The organism is Nocardia sp. NPDC003979, from assembly GCF_053605015.1.
The window spans coordinates 158,206-177,056 of the sequence record NZ_JBSGIJ010000007.1 but is presented as its reverse complement, the minus strand read 5'-3'; the positions used below and the strand labels follow the sequence as shown (position 1 = coordinate 177,056).

Below are 18,851 nucleotides of genomic sequence, written 5' to 3'. Positions count from 1 at the left end.
CGAGGACGGTCAGCTCAGGTGATGCACCTCCTGCAGTCCGTAGACCGGGGTCGGCACCCCTTCGAACCGGGCCTTCAACTGCAGGGCCAGGTACAGCGAATAGTGGCGGGATTGGTGCAGGTTGCCGCCGTGGAACCACAAGCCGGGCTGCTTGGTCGGTTTCCACATATTGCGCAGCTCCCCTTCCCAGGGGCCGGGGTCCTTGGTGGTGCCCGAGCCGTAACCCCAGCATTTGCCCACCGCGTCGGCGACGTCCTGGCCGATGAGGTCGGCCGCCCAGCCGTTCATCGACCCGTAGCCGGTCGCGTAGACGACGAGATCGGCTGGCAGTTCGGTGCCGTCGTCGAGGATCACGCTGTCCTCGGTGAGTTCACGAACCTGCCCGTGCGCCAAACGGATATCGCCGTCGGCGACGAGTTCGGCCGCGCCGACGTCGATGTAGTAGCCCGAGCCTCGGCGCAGGTATTTCATGAACAATCCGGAGCCGTCGTCGCCCCAGTCGAGTTCGAACCCGGCGCGTTCCAGGCGCGCGTAGAAGTCGGCGTCGCGCTCACGGATCGCGGCGTAGACGGGGATCTGGAAGTCGGGCATGATCCGGTACGGCAGCGACGCGAAGGTGAGATCGGCTTTCTGCGTGGTCATTCCGGCAGCCAGGGCTCGCTCGGAGTACAGGTCGCCGAGGCCGAGTTCCATCAGCGAATCCGACTTCACGATGTGGGTGGAGGACCGCTGCACCATGGTGACGTCGGCACCCGCCTCCCACAGGGCGCCACAGATGTCGTGGGCGGAGTTGTTGGCCCCGATCACCACGGCACGTCTGCCCGCGTAGCGGTCCGGCCCGGGGTGCAGGCTGGAGTGGTGCTGGTCGCCCCGAAAGCGGTCCATCCCCGGGAAATTCGGGATGTTCGGTTTGCCCGACATCCCGGTGGCGAGCACCAGGTGGTGTGGGCGCAGCACGAGCGGGTCGCCGTCGCGTTCCACCTCGACCACCCAGGTTTCGCTGGCGGTGTCGTAGCGAGCCGAGGTGCAGGTGGTCTTGGACCAGTACGGCACCTCCATCACCTTGGTGTACATCTCGAGCCAGTCGCCGATCTTGTCCTTCGGCGCGAACACCGGCCAGTTGTCGGGGAACGGCAGATACGGCAGGTGGTCGTACCAGACCGGATCGTGCAGGCACAGCGACTTGTACCGCTTGCGCCACTGGTCACCGGGCCGGTCGTGCTTGTCGACGACGAGTGCGGGCACGCTGAGCTGGCGCAGCCGCGCGCCGAGGGCGATGCCACCCTGTCCCCCACCGACGACGAGCACGAACGGCTGCCGGGTGTAGCCGAGTTCGTGCTGTTCGCGTTCGCGTTGCTCGGACCAGGTCACCCGGGCGCGGTCGGCGCCGTGACGCACACCCCGTGGCCGTCGCGGGCCCTTGTTCTCCTCGAAACCCTTCAGCTCCTGCATGGTGGTGAGCAGCGTCCAGGCGCCTTCGTCGGTGAGCCGCAGGTGCCCGACACCGCGTCCGGCCCCGGTCTCGAACCCGATCCATGCACTGATCACCCCGTCGGCCTCGGTCGGCGTCTCGGTGGTGTGGAATCCGGACGGGTCGGTGTCGGCGAGCTGGGCGCGCAGCATGTCGGCGACGCCCGCCCGGCCTTCGACGGTCTTGATGTTCCAGGTGAACGCGATCAGGTCGCGCCAGAAGCTGTCGGTGGCGAACATGCTCGCCGCCGTGTCGACATCGCGCGCGGCCAGGGCCGCTTCGAACGCCGTGAGCCAGGCGTCCACCCGCTGCTGGGGTCCGGCTACGTCCGATCCGTCGACGACGGGATCGAGTGTCTGGGTCATCGAATCCTCCTCCACAATCTGTGACATGAAGCACACGTCATGCGGGGCGGGTGGCACAATCGTTGCAGCGCGTTGCAGCGCTGGCAGACAGCACCGATGAAGGGCGCAGGCGTGGGCGATTTCGGCGCGTTCGAACCCGGCACCGACCTCTCCGGGTACGCGCGTGAGCTGATCCGCATGCACGACGCCGTGATCGCCGGTGGGCGTTCGCCGCTGCGGCCTCGTCCGCTCGTGGCCCGGTCGTGGTCGCGGGTGCTGGCGGCGGGTCTGGTGCCCGACCAGCCGAGGGCGCGCTCGATGCTGGCCGTCGACGATGTCGAACGTCGGCGCCGCGAATCCTCGCTCACCGCGGTGATCGAGGACCTCACGCAGGCGCTGTCCGACCTCACCGACACCGCTTCCCAACTGATGCTGGTGGTCGCCGACGCCGAGGGTGTGATCCTCTGGCGGCACGGTTCGGCGAAGGTGCGCCACCGGGCCGACACCCTCGGCTTCCGCGAGGGCGCGCGCTGGACCGAGGACGCGGTCGGCACGAACGCGATCGGCACCGCGCTGGCCGAGGCCAATCCGGTCCAGTTGTTCTCCGGTGAGCACTTCGAGCAGTTCCAGCACCCCTGGTTCTGCACGGCGGCCCCGATCCACGACCCACGCACCGGCACCCTGCTCGGGATCGTCGACATCAGCGGTCCCGCACTGGCCCTGCATCCGGCTGTCACCGCGCTCGTGCGCACCGGCGTGCGGCTCGCCGAAGCGCAACTGTGGCGTCACCACGAGACCCGGCTCGACCGGCTGCGTTCGGTGGCGGGCCCTGCCCTGGCCGGGTTGTCCGGCCCCGCGCTGGTCGTCGACGACAACGGCTGGGTCGCCCAGGCCGTCGGTGTGGGCGCCACGCACCGGGTGGCCGTGCCGGGACCCGACCGCCCGATCACCGTCCCCGGGCTCGGACTGTGCACCGCCGAACAACTCGCCGACGGATGGCTGATCCGCCCGGACTCCGGCTCCCGGCTCACCCGATTGGAACTGGACCTGTCCGGTCCGCCGACCCTGCGCGCACTCGGTGGCGAATCCGCCTGGTGCTGTGCACTGTCGGCGCGCCATGCCGAGATCCTGCTGCTGTTGCACCTGCACGGCCGGCAGGGCATGACGGTCGGACGGCTCAGCGAAGCGCTGTTCGGCGATGCGGACCACGCCGTCGCGGTCCGGGCCGAGATTTCCCGATTGCGGCGGACCCTCGGTTCGGTGGTGGCGAGCCGACCCTATCGGATCGCCGAATCTGCCAGCATCACAGTTTCTTTCGGCTCGGCCGAGCGCCTCGCCGACTGCGATTTCGTCCGGCACAGTGCGGGACCGGGCCTGCGCAAACTCTGCCGGTGACTTCGCGGTCGATGTTGTGCTCGACAATCAGCGCCGGGATTGCATTCACGCATCCCGGCGCCGACAGCACGGCTGAGCCGACAGTCGGGGCAGCCGCGGTGCCAGATCAACTGACCGTTGCGGTGATCTTGATCGCCGGTGTGACCTTGTACTCGGTGGCGAAGGTGATCGTCTCACCCTGCGTCAGGAGTCCCTGACACGTCGGCGTCCCCTCGGCCGTGGCCAACTTCACCACGGCCGTGGTCGCTTTGAGGGTGGAGGTGGCGTTCGTGTACGTCATCGCGGTGTGATGAGTCCAGAACCCACAGGAGTATCCGACGGCCGTACGGAAGATCAGATTGATCGAATTGAAGAGGTCGCCGTTGACGATCGAGGTGGTTCCCGTGGCCGCGTTGTAAGACTTACCGGTGAAGTTCGAGGCGCCTGCCGCCGCGGTGAACGCCCCTTGCCACGCCGTGCCGTCAGGGCTGGTGCAGGTGATCGGCGGAACCATGCTTGTGATCGCGCCCAGTCCTGACGTCGTTCGGGTACCTGCGGGCAGGGATCCCGAAGCGGACAGGCTCGGGCAGGTGAACAGCGTTACGCCGCTCTTGTTCTTGACGACCAGCGGTCCCGACACCGCCGAGAAGGCGCCGTTGCTGTTGGGGTTGACGACTGTCCAGGTGGTGGTTGCCGCGTGCGCGGGCGCCGAGAGCGCGGCGCTCGCGAGCAAGGGTGCGGCCACGGTGATCGCCGCCAGAAGGTGGCTGGTGCGCATTCCGAACATAGTGGTCTCGATTCATCAAGCCAGACAACGCATCAGGCGACCGACTGGATCGTCGTGCCGCGAGACGCACTGGGCATAACGGCCCAGCCAGGTGACCGTATCAACGAAACTTGTTGCTCAGCACAAGATTTGAACTAATTCTTTTTCAAACCAATCAGTCAGGAATTATTGCTCCACAGCAGCACGCCCGCAGCACGGCGTTCGACTCAGGACGGGAACACACCGGCCAGCACAGCACCGATCTGCGCCACCGCACGGTCGACACTGCCGGTCGGCTGGAACAGGTGACTCAGGGTGAGCCGGACCATGATCTCGACGATCGTGGTGATCTCCTCGTCGGACAGCTGAGGCAGTCGGTAGTAGTCGCGCACCGTGATCGTGAGCGCGTCGACCGCCCGGACGAGCACCGGTTGCGCGTCGCTCACCAGGGCGGGCAGCAGGGCGGTGTCGGCGTCCTGGCGAGCGGAGAGGACGGCCTTGATCAGCGTGTTGTCACCGGCGGTACGCAGGGTGTACTCGGCAGCGGCGGTGATCCCGGCGAGTGGGTCGGCCGGATGCTCGGCCAGCGTGTCGGCCACGCCGCTCAGGTAGATGCCGGTCTCGCGCTCGATGAGGGCATCCGCCAATGCCTGCTTGGTGCCGATCTCCTTGTAGAGGACCGGCCTACTGATGCCGACTTCCTTTGCGATGCGCGACATGTTCACCGCGCCCCAACCTTCGGAAACGACCATGGTGCGGGCGGCGTCGAGCATGCGGTCGCGCAACAGCTGACGCATCTCAGACTGGAAGTTCGGCGATTCGGCCACCCAGTCATCGTACATGTGGCTCGAAGTGGCATCTTCGTTGACAACTGCTGCATAGGTGTATTTACTGAGAACACATCGGCATCAGTTGTAAACACGCTCGACAACCCCCGGGATATGTCTCGGTGATCAGGAGAACGAGATGACGACATCGCGAAACCACGAAGAACCGGCCACGGCCCGGCAATGGCGCGATTCCAAGCGCTACCTGTGGTTGTTCGGGCTCGTCGCCCCCAGCGCGGCCGTGCTGGCCGCGGCGCTGGTCTGGGCGTTCAACCAGCTGGGCTGGCAGGTGGTGGCGCCGGTGTGGTGGTGGCTCGGCCCGATCCTGGTGTACGTCCTGCTGCCGACCCTCGACCGCTTCTTCGGGCCCGACGGTGCGAACCCGCCGGAAGAGGTGATGGCACAGCTGGAGAACGACAGGTACTACCGCTACTGCACCTACGCCTACATTCCGCTGCAGCTGTTCAGCCTGGTCTTCGCCTGCTACCTCTGGACCGCCGACAACCTGTCCTGGCTCGGGATCGACGGCGGTCTCGGCCTGGCCTCGAAGATCGGGTTGGCCTTCACCATCGGGGCGATGGGCGGCGTCGGGATCAATACCGCGCACGAACTCGGCCACAAGAAGGACGAACTCGAGCGCTGGCTGTCGAAGATCACGCTGGCCCAGACCTTCTACGGGCACTTCTACATCGAGCACAACCGCGGCCACCACGTGCGTGTCGCGACGCCGGAGGACCCGGCAAGTGCCCGCTTCGGCGAATCGTTCTGGAGCTTCCTGCCGCGCAGTGTGTGGGGCAGCCTGAAGTCCGCGTGGGAACTGGAGGCCACCCGCCTGCGCCGGCTCGACAAGAGCCCGTTCTCGCCGCACAACGACGTGCTCAACGCGTGGGCGATGTCGGTGGTGCTGTGGGTGGCACTGGTCGCTGTGTTCGGCCCCGCGATCCTGCCGTTCCTGGTGATCCAGGCCGTCTACGGGTTCTCCCTGCTGGAGACGGTGAACTACCTCGAGCACTACGGTCTGCTGCGGAGCAGGACCGCCTCGGGTCGCTACGAGCGATGCACGCCCGAGCACAGCTGGAACTCCGACCACATCGTCACCAACATCTTCCTCTACCACCTGCAACGCCACAGCGACCACCACGCCAATCCCACCCGGCGCTATCAGATCCTGCGCCATATGGACGGCGCGCCCGAACTGCCCAGTGGCTACGCGAGCCTGATCGGCCTGGCCTACCTGACCCCCTTGTGGCGCCAGGTGATGGACCATCGCGTGCTCGCGCACTACAACGGCGACATCACCCGGGTGAATATCCAGCCGAGCAAGCGCGCCAAGATCCTCGCGCAGTACGGAGCGATCTGATGGCCGCCTACCTCTGCCCCGTGTGCGACTACGTCTATGACGAGCGATTCGGTGCTCCCCGTGAAGGTTTCGCGGCGGGCACCGCCTGGTCGCTGATTCCCGACCAGTGGTGCTGTCCCGACTGTGGCGTCCGCGAGAAGGTCGATTTCGAACCGAAGGAACTCCGACGATGAAGGACTACAAGCTGTTCCAGTGCGTCCAATGCGGATTCGAGTACGACGAGGCACTCGGCTGGCCGGAGGACGGGATCGAACCCGGCACCCGATGGGACGACATTCCCGACGACTGGTCCTGCCCCGACTGCGGTGCGGCCAAGGCCGACTTCGACATGCGTGAGGTGAGTCGCGGATGAGCGGGCGGATCGTGATCGTCGGCGCCGGTGTCGCCGGTGCCACCGCGGCACACACCTTGCGCCGCGAGGGGTATGCCGGCGAGATCGTGCTCCTCAGCGCCGAACCGACGCTGCCCTATCGTCGGCCCGCGGTCTCGAAGGAACTCCTGGCGGGCACCGCCTCGGCGGAACGTACCCTGCTGAAGCCCCCGAAGTTCTGGGCCGACAATGTCATCGATCTTCGGCCGGCGACCAGGGTCGACGCGATCGACATCGACCGCGCGTCGGTGCGATTGAGCACGGGTGGAGACCTCGGCTACGACAGCTTGCTACTCGCGACCGGTGCGCGGGCACGCCACGTCGACACCACGTCCACCCGCGTGCACACCTTGCGGACGCTGGCCGACATCACGGGCCTGCGAGCGGCGATCGACGCCGGCGGGTCGCTGCTGATCATCGGCGGCGGGCTGATCGGCTGCGAGGTGGCCGCCACCGCCCGCGGCCTCGGCGCCGATGTGACGCTGTTGCACGCGGGCCCCGCGCTGCTCGACCGGGTGGTGCCGCGGTCGGTGGCGGACCTGCTGCGCGACATCCATCAGGAGCACGGCGTCGTCGTCGAAACAGAGGTCAGTACAACGCATCTCGGTGACACAGCCCACGGCGTGACGGCCACGGCGGCCGACGGGCGCAGCTGGTCGGCCGGGGCCGCTCTGGTCGCCGTCGGAGCGGCGCCCGACACCGCCTTGGCCGAAGCCGCCGGCCTGGCCGTCGACGAGGGCATCGTCATCGATCAGCACTACCGCACATCGGCACCGGGAGTGTTCGCCGCGGGCGATGCGACCACCGCCTTCAACTCCCACCGCGGCGAGTTCGAGAGCGGCCGGCAGTGGAACTCGGCGATGTCCGCGGGGGCCGCCGCGGCCAGGGCCATTCTGGGCCGGCCCGCCGTCCCTGTCGAAATCCCCTGGGGCTGGACCGATCAGCACGGGCTCTCCCTGCAATTCGCCGGCTGGGTCCACCCGCACGACGACCTCGTCGTCGAAGGCACCTTGGAATCCCGGGACTTCCTCGCCGTGGCCGTGCGCGACGGTCTACCCGTCGGCGCCGTCGCGATGGCCAGGCCTCGGGAACTCCGCGCGGCGCGGGCGGCCATCGGCGCCGGCGCCCCCTGGCCGCCCAGTTCATTCCGCAGTTCCGAAATAAGTGGAAACCTTTCCACAATTAACTATTCGGAGAAAACAACTAATAGCGGATAACGATATTCCGGGGTGTATCGATTCGCGATTTCAGCCACGGAAAGAAGATGGCGAGCTATATTTTTAAAACACCCACTTTGCAGTTGGGCATACCGTCACACCACTGCTCGACATTTCCTGGAGATCGCCATGATATCGACCACTTCCCTGTTTCGTGCAGGCTTTATCGCTCCGGTGGCCGTCGCTACCGTCTTTTGTTCGGCCGCACCCGTCAACGCGGCGCCGGTCAGCGTGAACTGGGCCTGCCGGGGCACCGTCCTCGGCATCAGCCAGACCTCGAACATGAACACGACGGTCACCGGTACGGCCCCGGGCTCGGCGGCATCGGGATCCGCCGTGGCCATCACCATCACACCTGGTGCGTCGTCGGTGCCGAGTTCGGCTTCCGGCTTCACGGTGAACAACATCAGCAACCTGAAGATGACCATTCCCACCCCGGCGAACTCGACTCTGGTCTCGGCTACCGCCTCCGGAGGTAGCGTGGCGGGCACTGTCGCGACGTCCGGTGGGAACGTCGTGCTCACCATTCCCGGGCCGATCGCCGGCGGCACCAGCTTCACCCCGCCTGCGGTGACCATCAATGTCACCGCGGGTGCCGCGGGAACGTCGATCACCAGCAAGTACGCGGGAACCAGCTACACCAGTCCCGGTATGACCATGACCACCAACGTGTCATTCGTCGGCAACGTAGCGACTTCGTGCTATCCGAACCCGTCCCCGACCCTGACCACAACCACCGTCACCTAGGCCCATGGACAGGGGCTACGGCACGGTGACCCGCGCCCGCGCCGACGATCCGTGGTGAAGATGTCCGGACCGGGTCGCGCGAGCGGCCCGGTCCGGTCCTGGTGAGAACCATAAACAGCACTATCGACAATGGTTGCCCCACTTAGGGTTTGGTGCGAGGTAACCATTTCGACCGAAAAGTCCGATGGGCGTATCGCACCCGCCGTCATGTCGTACGCTGCATGTCCGACACAGCCACGGCTCACTTCGGCGGCCGCGGTGGTGCCGCTCTCGTGATGTTCGATCGACAGGAGCCACCATGCCCCCTTCGAACGCCCGGCGGCGATCTTTCCGCCCGTAGGGATCCTCTGATCGGTGACTGCTGATGGGAAAGCTCGTGTGCCCCACTACTAGCGAACCCGCCCGGATCTCGGTCGAGCTCAAAAGGGCGCTGGAGTTCTATCACGGATCCGTCGAGGATCTGCTTCGCGAATTGATCAGAGTGCTCGGCGTGAACGAGACCGATCGACGCGCACTCGAAATCGTGCTGCTCGAGGACGAGAAATCCACCACTCCGGGAAGGCTGGCCGAACGGCTCGGCCTCACCGCGGCAGGCGTCACGATCATGCTCAACCGGCTGGAGAAACAGGGTTATATCGTCCGCTCGCTACATCCGACCGATCGTCGTCGGGTGATAGTGATGGCCACCGAACTCGCGGCCCATCGGGTACGGGAAATCGTCGTACCCATGATCGTCGAGAGTTACAAGATGTTGCTGAGCTATTACAACACCGCCGAACTCGAAATAATCGCGGACTTTCTGACCCGCGCGGGCGAACTGCAACAGATACACCGGCAACGGTTACGCGAGGTACATCCCTACTCGAAACCCTGAAATGGGCCGCGACGTCCGCATTGTTGCCACCGGTTCGCACGGTGGGCATACCTCGAGGGAGAACGCAGGATGGAATCCGTCGACCACAGCGAAATCGAACCCGGGACTCGGGCTCTGCGTCGATACGGGCGGCACGCCTCGGCGGCACCCGCCGATCGGTACCGGCGGCGGATGTCACGTACAGGCGTCGCGGCCGCGGTCATCGGCACGGGAATCGGGATATCGCTGATAGTGCCGGCGGATTCGAGCCCGCCGATACCGGCGAACAACGCGGCGACGTTCTCGGGCGAACCGTCCGTACAGACTCCCGGCTACTGCGCCGTCGACGACAGTCCCGCTGTGGTCGGTTCCGGCGCGGCAGCCGACGCACCGAGTGAGATCGCCGTTCCTGATGTCGCCTCGGATGCCGGCCCGGCTACCGATGCCGGATTCGACACACCCGACACCGAAATGCCGAGCACTGCCCCCGCACCGGAAACGACGACCATCGTGACCACCGATCCCTTGCCCGCGGACTCACTGGATACCTCGGTCAGCGTGAGTTTGTCTGCAACGGCGAGCTTTTCGGTACAGGCCACGCCGCCGCCACCAGATCCGGGTATCGAGTCGGTCCCGGAATCCACCGTGCCCGTCACCGCGATTCCCTCGGATACCTCGACAGTCAGGCCGAGCACCGTGACGGTAACGGCTGATCCCCCGACCGTCACATCCACAACCACCGCCACACCGACCACCACGACATCAGCGCCGCCCCGCACGACAATCGCACCGACCTCGACCACCACCGCGCCACCGGCGACCACAACGACGCGGCCCCCTCCCGCGACCACGACACCGACTGCGACCAAGCGCCCGCGCCCGACTCCATCGCTCGCGCGCCCACCGTCCACGTCTTCAACAGCGACGGCAACCAGGTAGACGCCTCGCAGACCACCGCGCGAACCCGAGTCGGGCGAGCTACGCCGCGCGCACGATGGAGACGGTGATCCGCGTCAGTTCACCGCGTACGGGTAGGCGTCGGAACGGTCCTGGAACGCGAGGCCGGTGCCTGGTCCGTCTTGCGGGTTTCGGGGCGAGCGTCGTATCGTGGCCGCAATCCGATCGGTGCTCTCCAGGAATACAGTCGCAGTGTGGGAGCCCCGCCTCATCTGAGGAGGCGTGGAGTGGGCGGCGTGATGACGCACACCCATCTCCCGTGGAGGATTCCATGCATATCGGTCTCGGCCTTCCCATCGCCGATCCCAGCACGCTGCCCGAATGGGCCGTCCGTGCCGAAGCCGCAGGCTTCGCCACCCTCGGCCTGCTCGACCGGCTGGTCTACGACAATCCCGAACCGCTGGTCACCCTGGCGGTGCTCGCCGGCCGCACCACTCGTATCCGCTTGCAGACCGAGGTGCTCATCGCACCGCTGCGTGAGCCCGCGCTGCTCGCGAAACAGGTCGCGACGCTCGATCGGATATCCGGTGGTCGCTTCGTGCTCGGCCTCGGTATCGGCGGTCGCGACGACGATCACGAGGCGAGCGCCACCGATATCCGCGGCCGCGGCCGCCGGATGGACGAACAGCTCGGCCTCATGCGCCGGTTGTGGTCCGGTGACCGATTCAGTGACAGCTGCGGGCCCATCGGTCCGTCACCGACCAGACCGACGGGCCCGGAACTGCTGTTCGGCGGCTTCCAGCCCGCCGCGATCGACCGCGTCGGCCGCTGGGGTGGCGGGTTCCTCCCCGCTGCCGCGCCGTCCTGGGCAGGCAGACTCTTCGATTCGGCTCGCGAATCCTGGAGCAGCCACGGCCGTTACGGCTCGCCACGCCTCGTCGCCCAGCTCAACGTAGTCCTCGGTCCGCAGCCAGTGGCCGACCAGGCCCGCGCCGCCGTCCTCGACTACTACGAGTTCAGCGGCCGTGCCGGCTACATGGCCGACGGCATGCTCACCACTGCGGACCGAATCGGTTCCGCCATCAGGCAATTCGAGGACCTCGGCGCCGACGAAGTCATGCTGTATTGCTACGGCACCGATCCCGATCAGATCGACCGTCTCGCCGACGCCGTGCTCTGACGGCAGTGCCGGGCGCCGTGAAGCCTCCGGGTTCACGGCGCTCGGACACCCTCGATGCTCTGCCGGACGGATACCATGCGACAGCATGTGTACCTATGCGTTCGTGCACTACAAGCTGCACTGGGTATGCGTCCCGTGCCGGTTGTCGTTCAAACGTCACCCGTCCAAAGACGGTGTGCCGCATCGTTGCCCGCGGTGTACCCGGCCGATGTCGTGCGGGGGGCGTGATTTCGCCGCTCCTGCGCGCCGTGATGTCGACGGATGGTCGGTGGTCGGCGCCGTGGTCGGCGAAGGACTGCGGTACGAGGGTTTCGAGCCGTGCGGGTGCGGGCGTGAACCGAAATTCCGGCCGCGCACTCGTGCCCAGGTGCGGGCACGAAAGGCCTTCGCCGCTCGATACGGGCTTGCACTGAGTGAAGCGCTCGGCCGCCGAGAACTATGACGGCCGCGCGACTCGCTCGGGCATGGCCGACGCGAGCCGAGAAGGAATCTAGCGTTGCGGGTCGTCGTCGGACCGGTGGTGCGCTGGAGCGAGGAAGGTCGGGAACTGGTGGCCGGTGGTGGTCGGCGTCGCCGCCGTGGGTTCGTTGTGGTGCGGGGTACTGAACAACGGCACAGCGTTAGAAGACACGGCGAGTTCTACCTCGTCGGTGCGGGCGGGTTCGGGAGGGCGGCCGGACGTGCGCGGGTGTAGGTCGGTCATGGATTCCCCCTGGGAGTGGCTTCGAGCCGTGGTGACACCGAGCATAGCGACGACCTCCGACAACCCCTGTATGGTCGCATGCCCGTCCGGCTTCCCTCGGTTCAGGACGGTCGGACAGTCCGAACCCCAGGTGTGCCCGGGAAGGTCGGGCCCGCTCGAGTGGTTGCCTTTCGTGTGACCGTCCACGCCTCCGCCCTGCACCCTTTCGTCCTCGAGCGCTTCAGCCCCAAGGGTTTCCGCCGTGATCACACGCTGTCGTCGGCCGAGGTCAGCTCGCTGTTCGAAGCTGCCCGGCACACGCCCTCGGCAGGGAATTCGCAACCGTGGCGGTTCATCGCCGGTGTGCGCGGGGACGCTGTTCATCGGCGGCTCGCCGGATTCCTCGCGCGAAGCTCCGCGGCGTGGGCGCCGGATGCGAGCCTCCTCGTCGCCAACCTCGTACAGCGACGGGTGGAGGACACCGACTTCGAGTACTCCGAGTTCGCCGACTACGACCTCGGACAGGCCGTGGCGCACCTGACCTTTCAGGCACATGAACTCGGCCTCCAGGTGCATCAGTTCCGGGCATTCGACCGGGACGGACTGCACCACGAGTTCGCGTTGCCCGATCATTGGGAGATCGCGACGATGGCGGCCGTCGGACTGCCGGTCGGTGACGCCACTGGTACGGACCGTCGGCGTAGACCGCTGGACGACATCATGTGGACGGTCGCGAACATTGTTTCGCAGCAAGCACAATCTTCCACTACGGGCTGACGCCGAGAGAACTACCGTGGAACTCCGCATCTACACGGGCCGCGTCGCTCGATACTGTCGGCGCGCACCGGGAACGGAGATATCGCATGGCGGAGATCTCGGCCGACAGTGCGCCGATCGACTACTCGAAGGATCCGATCGGTGCCGCCCGGCAAGGGACCAACCCGGCCGTCATCGGACGGATGCGGAGCGGATGGGCGGTCATCGGTAGCACGCAGCACCTCCCGGGGTACTGCGTACTCATCCATGACGGGGACGCCGACCAGCTCACCGAGCTGCCGAGAAGTGATCGAGTCGCCTTCATGCACGACATGGTGATACTCGGCGAAGCCGTCGAACGTGCGTGTCGCGCCGCGGATCCGGGATTCCTTCGGATCAACTACGAAGTCCTCGGCAACTTCTGGCCGCATCTGCACGGTCACATTCACGCGCGCTACCACTGGGAACCGGAGCACCTCAGGGTCGGACCGGTCGCACGCTACGGATCCGAACGCGAAGCGCCGGAGCATCGGCTCGGCCCCCGGCATGATCCGTTGCGGGCCGCCATTTCGACTGCTCTCCAGGAAATCCTCGCCGAGGAATGACCGGACCCGACAGGGAGACCGCGCCGCCGCCGGGTCTCATCAGCGACGCCCTCGAGGAGGATGCGATCTCCCCGAGGGCGTGCGGTGCGATCAGCTCCACCCGGTGCTGATTACGTGAATCGAGGCCACTATCCCGTTCGGCACGGTTCGTCGTGTGGACGTGGTTGCGGGGCGCCCGAGAGCCCTCCCCGTGCGTTCGGCACCGTGAACGAGAGGGCCGGGTTGTTTCCGGCGAGCGCCTTTCCGAAAGCGGCTACCGTGCCCGGCCAGGCATTGGTGACGGTGCCGTCGGCCGTTTTCCACCAGGTGGTTGCCTTGCCGTCGCGCCAGACGGTGCGGGCGAGCGCGTCGTCGAGGTGGTCCAGGTAGGTCGCCATCGCCTGTTCGGTAACCTCGATCGGTTCGCGCAGCCGGGCGCTGAGTGCCAGGCAGCGCATGATGTAGCGGACCTGGTGCTGTTTGACGGCGGGGTTGCTGTTGGTCGGGGTGAACGAGTGCGGCCCCGCGATCAGATAGAGATTGGGAAAGCCGGGAACGGCCAGTCCGTAGAAGGCGGTCGGGCGGCCCTCGGTCCGCCACCGGTCGTGCAGCTCGACACCACCCCGGCCACGGACCCGGACGCCGTCGAGGAACTCCCGGGCGCGGAAGCCGGTGGCCAGGACGATGAGGTCGGCGCGGCGTTCGATGCCGTCGACGGTGCGGATACCGTCCGGAACGATCCGGTCGATCGGGTCGACGACGAGTTCTACGTGGGGCTCGGTGAGCGCGCGGTAGTACCCGCTGTCGATGAGGATGCGCTTCTCCCCGATCCGATGGTCCGGGGTGAGCTTTCGGCGCAGCTCCGGGTCCCGCACCTGTCGGCGAAGATGTTCCCGCGCAACCAATTCCAGCGATTTGGCCGACCACCCGGCACGAGTGGTCGGGGCCAGCACCAGGTCGGCGGCGCGGTACAGTCCGGCGCGGTACAAGCCGTGCAGGCCGGGTATATGGGTCAGTGCCCACCGCGACCTCGTTCCGAACGATGCGGCGGGCTTGGGCAGTACCCACGACGGGCTCCGCTGGTAGACGGTGACCGACGAAGCGGTGCGAGCAAGCTCCGGAATCATCTGTGCCGCCGAGGATCCGGTACCTACCACGGCGATGTGTCCGGTGAGGTCGGCCGAATGATCCCAGCGCGCGGAGTGGAACATCGGGCCACCGAAGGTGTCGGCTCCGCGCAGCTGTGCGACAGCGGGCCGGTGCAGCTGGCCGACCGCCCACACCACCGCTCTGGTGCGGATCTGGTCTCCCGCCGACGTGGTCAGCGACCAGGTGCGGTCGGCGTCGCGGTAATCGGCGCCCACCACGGCGGTGTCGCAGCGCAGATGAGGACGCAGCCCGTGCCGGTCGGTGACCGCACCCAGGTAGGACAGGATCGCTTGCGCGTCGGGGTAGCGCACCCGGGTGTCACGGTAGGGGTCGAAGGCGAGCGAGTACAGGTGTGCGGGCACGTCGCAGGAACAGCCCGGGTAGGTGTTCTCCCGCCACACACCGCCGACCTCGGGCCCTTCCTCGAGGATCAGGAAGTTCCGCACGCCTGCCTCTCGGAGTTCCCATGCCATGGTGAGCCCACCGAATCCGGCCCCTACGACGACGACCTCGTATTCGACACTGTGTCCGGTCATGCCCGCACCTGCCCGGTGCTCGAGCGCAGCACCTCGCCGAACGGCGCACTCTTCCCGCCCGCCCAGGTCTCCCACCACCGCAGGTAGTCCGGCGACGCCATCGGCGCGTCGAAGGGCTCGAGTTCGATATCGAAGCCGTCGACCAGAACATTCAGGTGCGCACCGAGATAGTCGATGCCACAACGCAATTCCTCGTGCACGCGGTGGGCGTGCCGGGGCGTCAGCTGCCCGTGGGCAGCGAACCAGCTGCCGTGCGCGCGGATTCGCTCCAGCGCGTACACAACACAGGCGGACTCGAGCAGGTGGCGGGCCGAAGCGTCGCCGGCGGTGACACAGGCCTGGAACAACGCGGTGGCGGCGAGCCTTTCGCTGGTGGCGGCGGCGAGCTCGACGGCGGCGGTATCGCCGTCGACCGCGGTGCTCGCGACGGCGATGTCACCACGGCGCAGTGCGGCGGCGAGCGCCGATTCCCGCTCGGCGAGCATGCGGATGTACCAGGGCAGCAGGTCCGGCGTGGCGGGCAGCGTCAGGGCGGCCTCCGCGCGGGCGATGAGGTGTCCGGCCTGCTTCCAGAGCAGCTGGGACTCGCCCTCGGCGGTGATGATGCCTTCGGTGTTGCCGATCCAGTCGATGATCCAGTTGGTACGCAGCGATCCCTGCGCCGCACTGCGCTGACGGCAGGTCAGCAGCACGTCGAGAGCGGTGTAGGCCAGCAACGGTTTGGCCAGCATCGACCACAGCACGGGGAACGGTTCGGCGGTGGCCACACGCAGGTCCTGGATGCGGCGGCCGAGGACGCTGGTGGCGTAGGTCGAGGCCAGTGCGAAGACCAGATCACGGCGAACCGTTCCCCGGTCGGCCATCGAGGTCCGGCTACCCGGGCGGCGCTGACCGGCGTAGTTCACCGTCACCGCCAACGCCGCACGCGCACCGGCGCCCGCCGCGCCTGCCAAGTCGAGCCTGCCCTCCCCCAACGCCGTGATCGCGCGGTGGAAGCGTTGCCGCACCGGGACTTTCGATTCGATTCCAGCAGCGCCGAGCACCGCCCACCGGCCGCCGAGCAGTGCGTCGGCCGGGACGAACACCGCGTCGAACCGGATCAGGGCGTGATCCATCGGCGCCCAGCCCTTGTCGGGCAGCGGCGCGACAATCAGACCGGGCACGAGGCCCTGCCCGGTACGCAACCTCAGCAGGAAAGGCAGCACGCCTTCGTCGCGACCGTCGGCGATCAGGCGGGCGGTGACCACACCCGTCTTGCGAGCGGTCGGATCAGCCATGTTCGGCATGAACTTCCAGCTCGCGGTGTCGGGCGAGTCGAGCCAGAACCCACCACGGGCGCCGTCCCAGGTGGCAGTGGTCTGCTGGTCGGCGCCGTTGGTGCCACCGAGCTCGGTCAGCAGCAGCAGGCCGATCGCCTCCCCGGTGTCGAGCTCGGCGAGGAGTTCCCGCTGGTAGGCCGAACCGTTGCCGAGTGCGGTGATCGCTCCGATCGCCAAGTCGAGATGGCCGGTGAGCACGGGCAACAGGTGCGGGGCGTACACAGCCGCCCACTCGCACAGCGCACCGCGCAACCGGGGGTCGGCGGCGATGGCCGTCGCCGATCCACCGAGGGCCGCGATCGTCGCGCGCAGCAGATCCGGTGCCAGCGCGGCCTCGGCCGAGGAGGTGAGTCCCGATCGTGGCCGGTCGTTCAGGGCGATGGTGACAGCGCGCACCCGGCGGTGCGTCGCACGCGAATCGCCGAGAATCGCCGTTCGCAACGACTCGACCGTCGGGTCGGCCGGTGCCGTGAGCGGCCGATGGGCCGAATCCGGGCACACGGGAACAACAGGAACATCTAGTGTGGTCACAGCAGCGCTCTCCCAGTGTCTGCGTTGCTCCGCGCGGCGGTGGCGACCGCCACGCAGAGCTCTTTCGGGTGTCTCCCCGTGCTCGCGGGGAGGCACCCGATCCGATGTCCGGGGAGAATCCGCACCAGCACAACGGCGCGGCCCCGGTCCTGTACACGAACGACCGACCGCACCGGCGGCCCACGGACGCACGGAATGCCCTTCGGGGCAGTAGAATTGAGCACACCCATACCTCGGACTCCTTCATGACTCCGGACACAGCCGAACACTGATCGCCTGCCTCCGGGTCCGGAGTTTGCTCTCCGTCCGGCGCGCGCAACCGCAATCATCCAGCAATCGCTACCCTGGATCAGGTGTGTCGCGGTCGAGTCGGGGTGTCGTCCCGATCAGCGGCGGCGTGGGGGTTGACCGGCGGGAATGATGACGCGTCAGCGAATGCGGGCGTGCGCGATCGACCTTCGGCCGTGAACCGGCTCGTCCGATGGGCACCCGAATACCACTGACCGACGACCCGTCAATGGACGTGCATTCCCGAACCGCTCAGCGCCCGCGGGAAATACGATCGTGCTCGGTCGCGTCCACCGGGGTGCGGTGCCGGGAGCTGTTGGGAGACAAGCGTGGTCGAACGGTTTCGGAGCGTGGTGGATGTGCATCTGGTCTTGGTGCGCGACGGGAAGTTGCTGTGGTCGCGGCGGTCGAACACCGGATTCGCCGATGGGCAGCTGGGATTGGTGGCTGGACACCTCGAGGAGGGCGAGGACGTGGTCGAGACGGCCATTCGGGAGGCCGAGGAGGAAGTGGGGATCCGGCTACGCCCCGAGGATCTGACGTGCGTGCACGTCATGCAGCACCGATACGGAAATCAGCCGCACAGAGTGGGGTTCTTCTTCCGCGCCGAACGGTGGGACGACGACGTGGTCAACCGCGAACCGCACAAGTGCTCCGAGCTGACATGGCGGGAGATGAGCGAGATTCCCGGCGACGCGATCGCCTATCAGGTGGCGGCGATGCGCCGGATCGCCGACGGTGAGAGTTTCAGCGTGTACGCGACGGACGGGCGATGAGCTGGAACATGCGGGCGAAGTGGGGGTACGGCGCCCGGTTGGCCAAGGCCAGCTCCAGGCGTTCCAGATCGGCGTAGAAGTCGGGGTGTGATTTACGGGCGTCGTCGGTGATGAGGTCGCAGACGACGCGGATTCCGCTGTGGGCCAGCACGTCCAGGCCCGCGCCGCGCAGGTCGCCTGCGATGTCGTCGGCGTAGCAGGCTCGCGCTTCGGTGTCGTAGGTGACGGTGACACGGGTCGGGGCATCGAGCAGGCGCAGCGCCTCGGTGAGATCCCGGGAACGGACTGCGGTGAGAAGCGGGTCCGCGGCCGCGTTGGGAGCGATGACGGACAGCAGACCCGTGGGCGCGAGCTGGGCCGCGAGGGCAGATATCGGTGATTCGGGTAGGTATTGGATCACGTTGTGGCACAGCACTATATCGAACGTTGCGTGCCCGAACTCGGTCGCCAGGTCGTCGATGGCGACCGGTGCGGTGGTGATGTGGTCGGCGAGTCCGCGGTCGGCGGCGAGCGCCACGGCCGAGGCAAGGGATGGCCGTGAGATGTCGGCGACGGTCACCCGGTGACCGAGAGCGGCCAGCTCTACGGCATCCAGCCCGTTGCCCCCACCGACATCGAGGACCGCGAGGCTGCGCCCGGCCGGGAGATGAGTGGCGAGGTTCGCGGCGGCTATGCGGTATCGGAGCCTGCCCCAGGGGGTCGACTGCCATCGTTCGAATGCGTCCAGTTTGCGATCGAAACCCGCGTCGTCCATCGACTCCCCCGTGTCCGTTCGCCCCAGATCAGCCCTTCCCTCGGTGACGAGCATCACGGCGAAGTAGTTT

General features: G+C 67.1%; 20 protein-coding genes. 11 read left to right on the top strand and 9 right to left on the bottom strand.

Annotated elements, in window-relative coordinates:
- Nucleotides 1–9: 9 nt before the first annotated feature.
- Nucleotides 10–1,836, bottom strand: a complete 1,827-nt coding sequence (locus ACWEVR_RS17550) for an NAD(P)-binding domain-containing protein (RefSeq protein ID WP_452467762.1) — start codon at nucleotides 1,834–1,836, stop codon at nucleotides 10–12.
- A 111-nt stretch (nucleotides 1,837–1,947) separates the two neighbouring features.
- Here ACWEVR_RS17550 and ACWEVR_RS17545 point away from each other — a divergent pair, with 111 nt between their 5' ends.
- Nucleotides 1,948–3,210 carry a transcriptional regulator gene (locus ACWEVR_RS17545; RefSeq protein ID WP_452467893.1) on the top strand — a complete coding sequence of 421 codons (1,263 nt, stop codon included), beginning with the start codon at nucleotides 1,948–1,950 and terminating at the stop codon, nucleotides 3,208–3,210.
- A gap of 106 nt (nucleotides 3,211–3,316) precedes the next feature.
- Here ACWEVR_RS17545 and ACWEVR_RS17540 read toward each other — a convergent pair whose 3' ends face one another.
- Nucleotides 3,317–3,967 carry a hypothetical protein gene (locus ACWEVR_RS17540; protein WP_452467761.1) on the bottom strand — a complete coding sequence of 217 codons (651 nt, stop codon included), beginning with the start codon at nucleotides 3,965–3,967 and terminating at the stop codon, nucleotides 3,317–3,319.
- Nucleotides 3,968–4,182: 215 nt separating this feature from the next.
- A complete protein-coding gene (locus ACWEVR_RS17535; RefSeq protein WP_084456278.1) occupies nucleotides 4,183–4,782 on the bottom strand; it encodes a TetR family transcriptional regulator in 600 nt (199 codons plus the stop codon).
- 139 nt (nucleotides 4,783–4,921) lie between these two features.
- Here ACWEVR_RS17535 and ACWEVR_RS17530 point away from each other — a divergent pair, with 139 nt between their 5' ends.
- From ACWEVR_RS17530 to ACWEVR_RS17515, 4 genes are read left to right on the top strand one after another with little or no spacing between them, the layout of a single operon-like run.
- Nucleotides 4,922–6,142 (top strand): alkane 1-monooxygenase, encoded by a 1,221-nt coding sequence (locus ACWEVR_RS17530; RefSeq protein WP_452467760.1) that lies wholly within the window; start codon nucleotides 4,922–4,924, stop codon nucleotides 6,140–6,142.
- A complete protein-coding gene (locus tag ACWEVR_RS17525) occupies nucleotides 6,142–6,315 on the top strand; it encodes a rubredoxin (protein WP_067487554.1) in 174 nt (57 codons plus the stop codon). The genes ACWEVR_RS17530 and ACWEVR_RS17525 overlap by 1 nt, the downstream gene beginning before the upstream one ends.
- Complete coding sequence (locus tag ACWEVR_RS17520) at nucleotides 6,312–6,494, top strand: rubredoxin (RefSeq protein ID WP_357397148.1); 183 nt, start codon at nucleotides 6,312–6,314, stop codon at nucleotides 6,492–6,494. The genes ACWEVR_RS17525 and ACWEVR_RS17520 overlap by 4 nt, the downstream gene beginning before the upstream one ends.
- A complete protein-coding gene (locus tag ACWEVR_RS17515) occupies nucleotides 6,491–7,729 on the top strand; it encodes an NAD(P)/FAD-dependent oxidoreductase (RefSeq protein WP_452467759.1) in 1,239 nt (412 codons plus the stop codon). Before ACWEVR_RS17520 ends, ACWEVR_RS17515 begins: the two co-directional genes overlap by 4 nt.
- A 95-nt stretch (nucleotides 7,730–7,824) precedes the next feature.
- On the opposite strand, the gene ACWEVR_RS17510 is transcribed toward ACWEVR_RS17515, so the two are convergent.
- A complete protein-coding gene (locus ACWEVR_RS17510; protein ID WP_452467758.1) occupies nucleotides 7,825–8,157 on the bottom strand; it encodes a hypothetical protein in 333 nt (110 codons plus the stop codon).
- On the opposite strand from ACWEVR_RS17510, the gene ACWEVR_RS17505 reads away from it, so the two are divergent.
- Complete coding sequence (locus ACWEVR_RS17505) at nucleotides 8,150–8,476, top strand: hypothetical protein (RefSeq protein WP_357144775.1); 327 nt, start codon at nucleotides 8,150–8,152, stop codon at nucleotides 8,474–8,476. The two genes, ACWEVR_RS17510 and ACWEVR_RS17505, sit on opposite strands and share 8 nt — an antisense overlap.
- Before the next feature lie 364 nt (nucleotides 8,477–8,840).
- Entirely contained in the window at nucleotides 8,841–9,350 is a 510-nt protein-coding gene (locus ACWEVR_RS17500) for a MarR family winged helix-turn-helix transcriptional regulator (protein WP_452467757.1), read from the top strand.
- Nucleotides 9,351–9,661: 311 nt separating this feature from the next.
- On the opposite strand, the gene ACWEVR_RS17495 is transcribed toward ACWEVR_RS17500, so the two are convergent.
- Nucleotides 9,662–10,180 carry a hypothetical protein gene (locus tag ACWEVR_RS17495; RefSeq protein ID WP_452467756.1) on the bottom strand — a complete coding sequence of 173 codons (519 nt, stop codon included), beginning with the start codon at nucleotides 10,178–10,180 and terminating at the stop codon, nucleotides 9,662–9,664.
- Nucleotides 10,181–10,557: 377 nt separating this feature from the next.
- On the opposite strand from ACWEVR_RS17495, the gene ACWEVR_RS17490 reads away from it, so the two are divergent.
- Nucleotides 10,558–11,406 carry an LLM class flavin-dependent oxidoreductase gene (locus ACWEVR_RS17490; protein WP_452467755.1) on the top strand — a complete coding sequence of 283 codons (849 nt, stop codon included), beginning with the start codon at nucleotides 10,558–10,560 and terminating at the stop codon, nucleotides 11,404–11,406.
- A gap of 490 nt (nucleotides 11,407–11,896) precedes the next feature.
- Here ACWEVR_RS17490 and ACWEVR_RS17485 read toward each other — a convergent pair whose 3' ends face one another.
- Nucleotides 11,897–12,109 carry a hypothetical protein gene (locus ACWEVR_RS17485; RefSeq protein ID WP_067487544.1) on the bottom strand — a complete coding sequence of 71 codons (213 nt, stop codon included), beginning with the start codon at nucleotides 12,107–12,109 and terminating at the stop codon, nucleotides 11,897–11,899.
- A gap of 159 nt (nucleotides 12,110–12,268) precedes the next feature.
- Between ACWEVR_RS17485 and ACWEVR_RS17480 the strand changes: the two genes are divergently transcribed.
- Nucleotides 12,269–12,865, top strand: coding sequence for a nitroreductase family protein (locus ACWEVR_RS17480; protein ID WP_452467754.1), 597 nt, complete (start codon nucleotides 12,269–12,271; stop codon nucleotides 12,863–12,865).
- Between the two features lie 86 nt (nucleotides 12,866–12,951).
- Nucleotides 12,952–13,449 carry a diadenosine tetraphosphate hydrolase gene (locus ACWEVR_RS17475; protein WP_452467753.1) on the top strand — a complete coding sequence of 166 codons (498 nt, stop codon included), beginning with the start codon at nucleotides 12,952–12,954 and terminating at the stop codon, nucleotides 13,447–13,449.
- 128 nt (nucleotides 13,450–13,577) lie between these two features.
- Here the strand turns inward: ACWEVR_RS17475 and ACWEVR_RS17470 are convergent, their stop codons facing one another.
- Together ACWEVR_RS17470 and ACWEVR_RS17465 are read right to left on the bottom strand one after the other, a co-directional pair.
- Nucleotides 13,578–15,113: a flavin-containing monooxygenase gene (locus tag ACWEVR_RS17470; RefSeq protein ID WP_452467752.1), complete on the bottom strand. Its 1,536-nt coding sequence runs from the start codon at nucleotides 15,111–15,113 to the stop codon at nucleotides 13,578–13,580.
- Nucleotides 15,110–16,963, bottom strand: coding sequence for an acyl-CoA dehydrogenase family protein (locus tag ACWEVR_RS17465; protein ID WP_452467751.1), 1,854 nt, complete (start codon nucleotides 16,961–16,963; stop codon nucleotides 15,110–15,112). The genes ACWEVR_RS17470 and ACWEVR_RS17465 overlap by 4 nt, the downstream gene beginning before the upstream one ends.
- Before the next feature lie 638 nt (nucleotides 16,964–17,601).
- Here ACWEVR_RS17465 and ACWEVR_RS17460 point away from each other — a divergent pair.
- The gene (locus ACWEVR_RS17460) at nucleotides 17,602–18,027 is read left to right on the top strand and encodes an NUDIX domain-containing protein (RefSeq protein ID WP_439263830.1); all 426 of its coding nucleotides are present in this window, start codon (nucleotides 17,602–17,604) and stop codon (nucleotides 18,025–18,027) included.
- Here ACWEVR_RS17460 and ACWEVR_RS17455 read toward each other — a convergent pair.
- Nucleotides 17,999–18,835, bottom strand: a complete 837-nt coding sequence (locus ACWEVR_RS17455) for a class I SAM-dependent methyltransferase (protein ID WP_452467892.1) — start codon at nucleotides 18,833–18,835, stop codon at nucleotides 17,999–18,001. The genes ACWEVR_RS17460 and ACWEVR_RS17455 overlap by 29 nt on opposite strands.
- Nucleotides 18,836–18,851 lie beyond the last annotated feature (16 nt).

Coding starts and splice junctions, on each gene's coding strand:
- ACWEVR_RS17475 (WP_452467753.1), top strand. CDS start 12,952: ATGGCGGAGATCTCGGCCGACAGTGCGCCGATCGACTACTCGAAGGAT.
- ACWEVR_RS17525 (WP_067487554.1), top strand. CDS start 6,142: ATGGCCGCCTACCTCTGCCCCGTGTGCGACTACGTCTATGACGAGCGA.
- ACWEVR_RS17550 (WP_452467762.1), bottom strand. CDS start 1,836: ATGACCCAGACACTCGATCCCGTCGTCGACGGATCGGACGTAGCCGGA.
- ACWEVR_RS17520 (WP_357397148.1), top strand. CDS start 6,312: ATGAAGGACTACAAGCTGTTCCAGTGCGTCCAATGCGGATTCGAGTAC.
- ACWEVR_RS17490 (WP_452467755.1), top strand. CDS start 10,558: ATGCATATCGGTCTCGGCCTTCCCATCGCCGATCCCAGCACGCTGCCC.
- ACWEVR_RS17510 (WP_452467758.1), bottom strand. CDS start 8,157: ATGGTCATCTTCAGGTTGCTGATGTTGTTCACCGTGAAGCCGGAAGCC.
- ACWEVR_RS17470 (WP_452467752.1), bottom strand. CDS start 15,113: ATGACCGGACACAGTGTCGAATACGAGGTCGTCGTCGTAGGGGCCGGA.
- ACWEVR_RS17530 (WP_452467760.1), top strand. CDS start 4,922: ATGACGACATCGCGAAACCACGAAGAACCGGCCACGGCCCGGCAATGG.
- ACWEVR_RS17455 (WP_452467892.1), bottom strand. CDS start 18,835: ATGCTCGTCACCGAGGGAAGGGCTGATCTGGGGCGAACGGACACGGGG.
- ACWEVR_RS17500 (WP_452467757.1), top strand. CDS start 8,841: ATGGGAAAGCTCGTGTGCCCCACTACTAGCGAACCCGCCCGGATCTCG.
- ACWEVR_RS17505 (WP_357144775.1), top strand. CDS start 8,150: ATGACCATTCCCACCCCGGCGAACTCGACTCTGGTCTCGGCTACCGCC.
- ACWEVR_RS17485 (WP_067487544.1), bottom strand. CDS start 12,109: ATGACCGACCTACACCCGCGCACGTCCGGCCGCCCTCCCGAACCCGCC.
- ACWEVR_RS17540 (WP_452467761.1), bottom strand. CDS start 3,967: ATGCGCACCAGCCACCTTCTGGCGGCGATCACCGTGGCCGCACCCTTG.
- ACWEVR_RS17515 (WP_452467759.1), top strand. CDS start 6,491: ATGAGCGGGCGGATCGTGATCGTCGGCGCCGGTGTCGCCGGTGCCACC.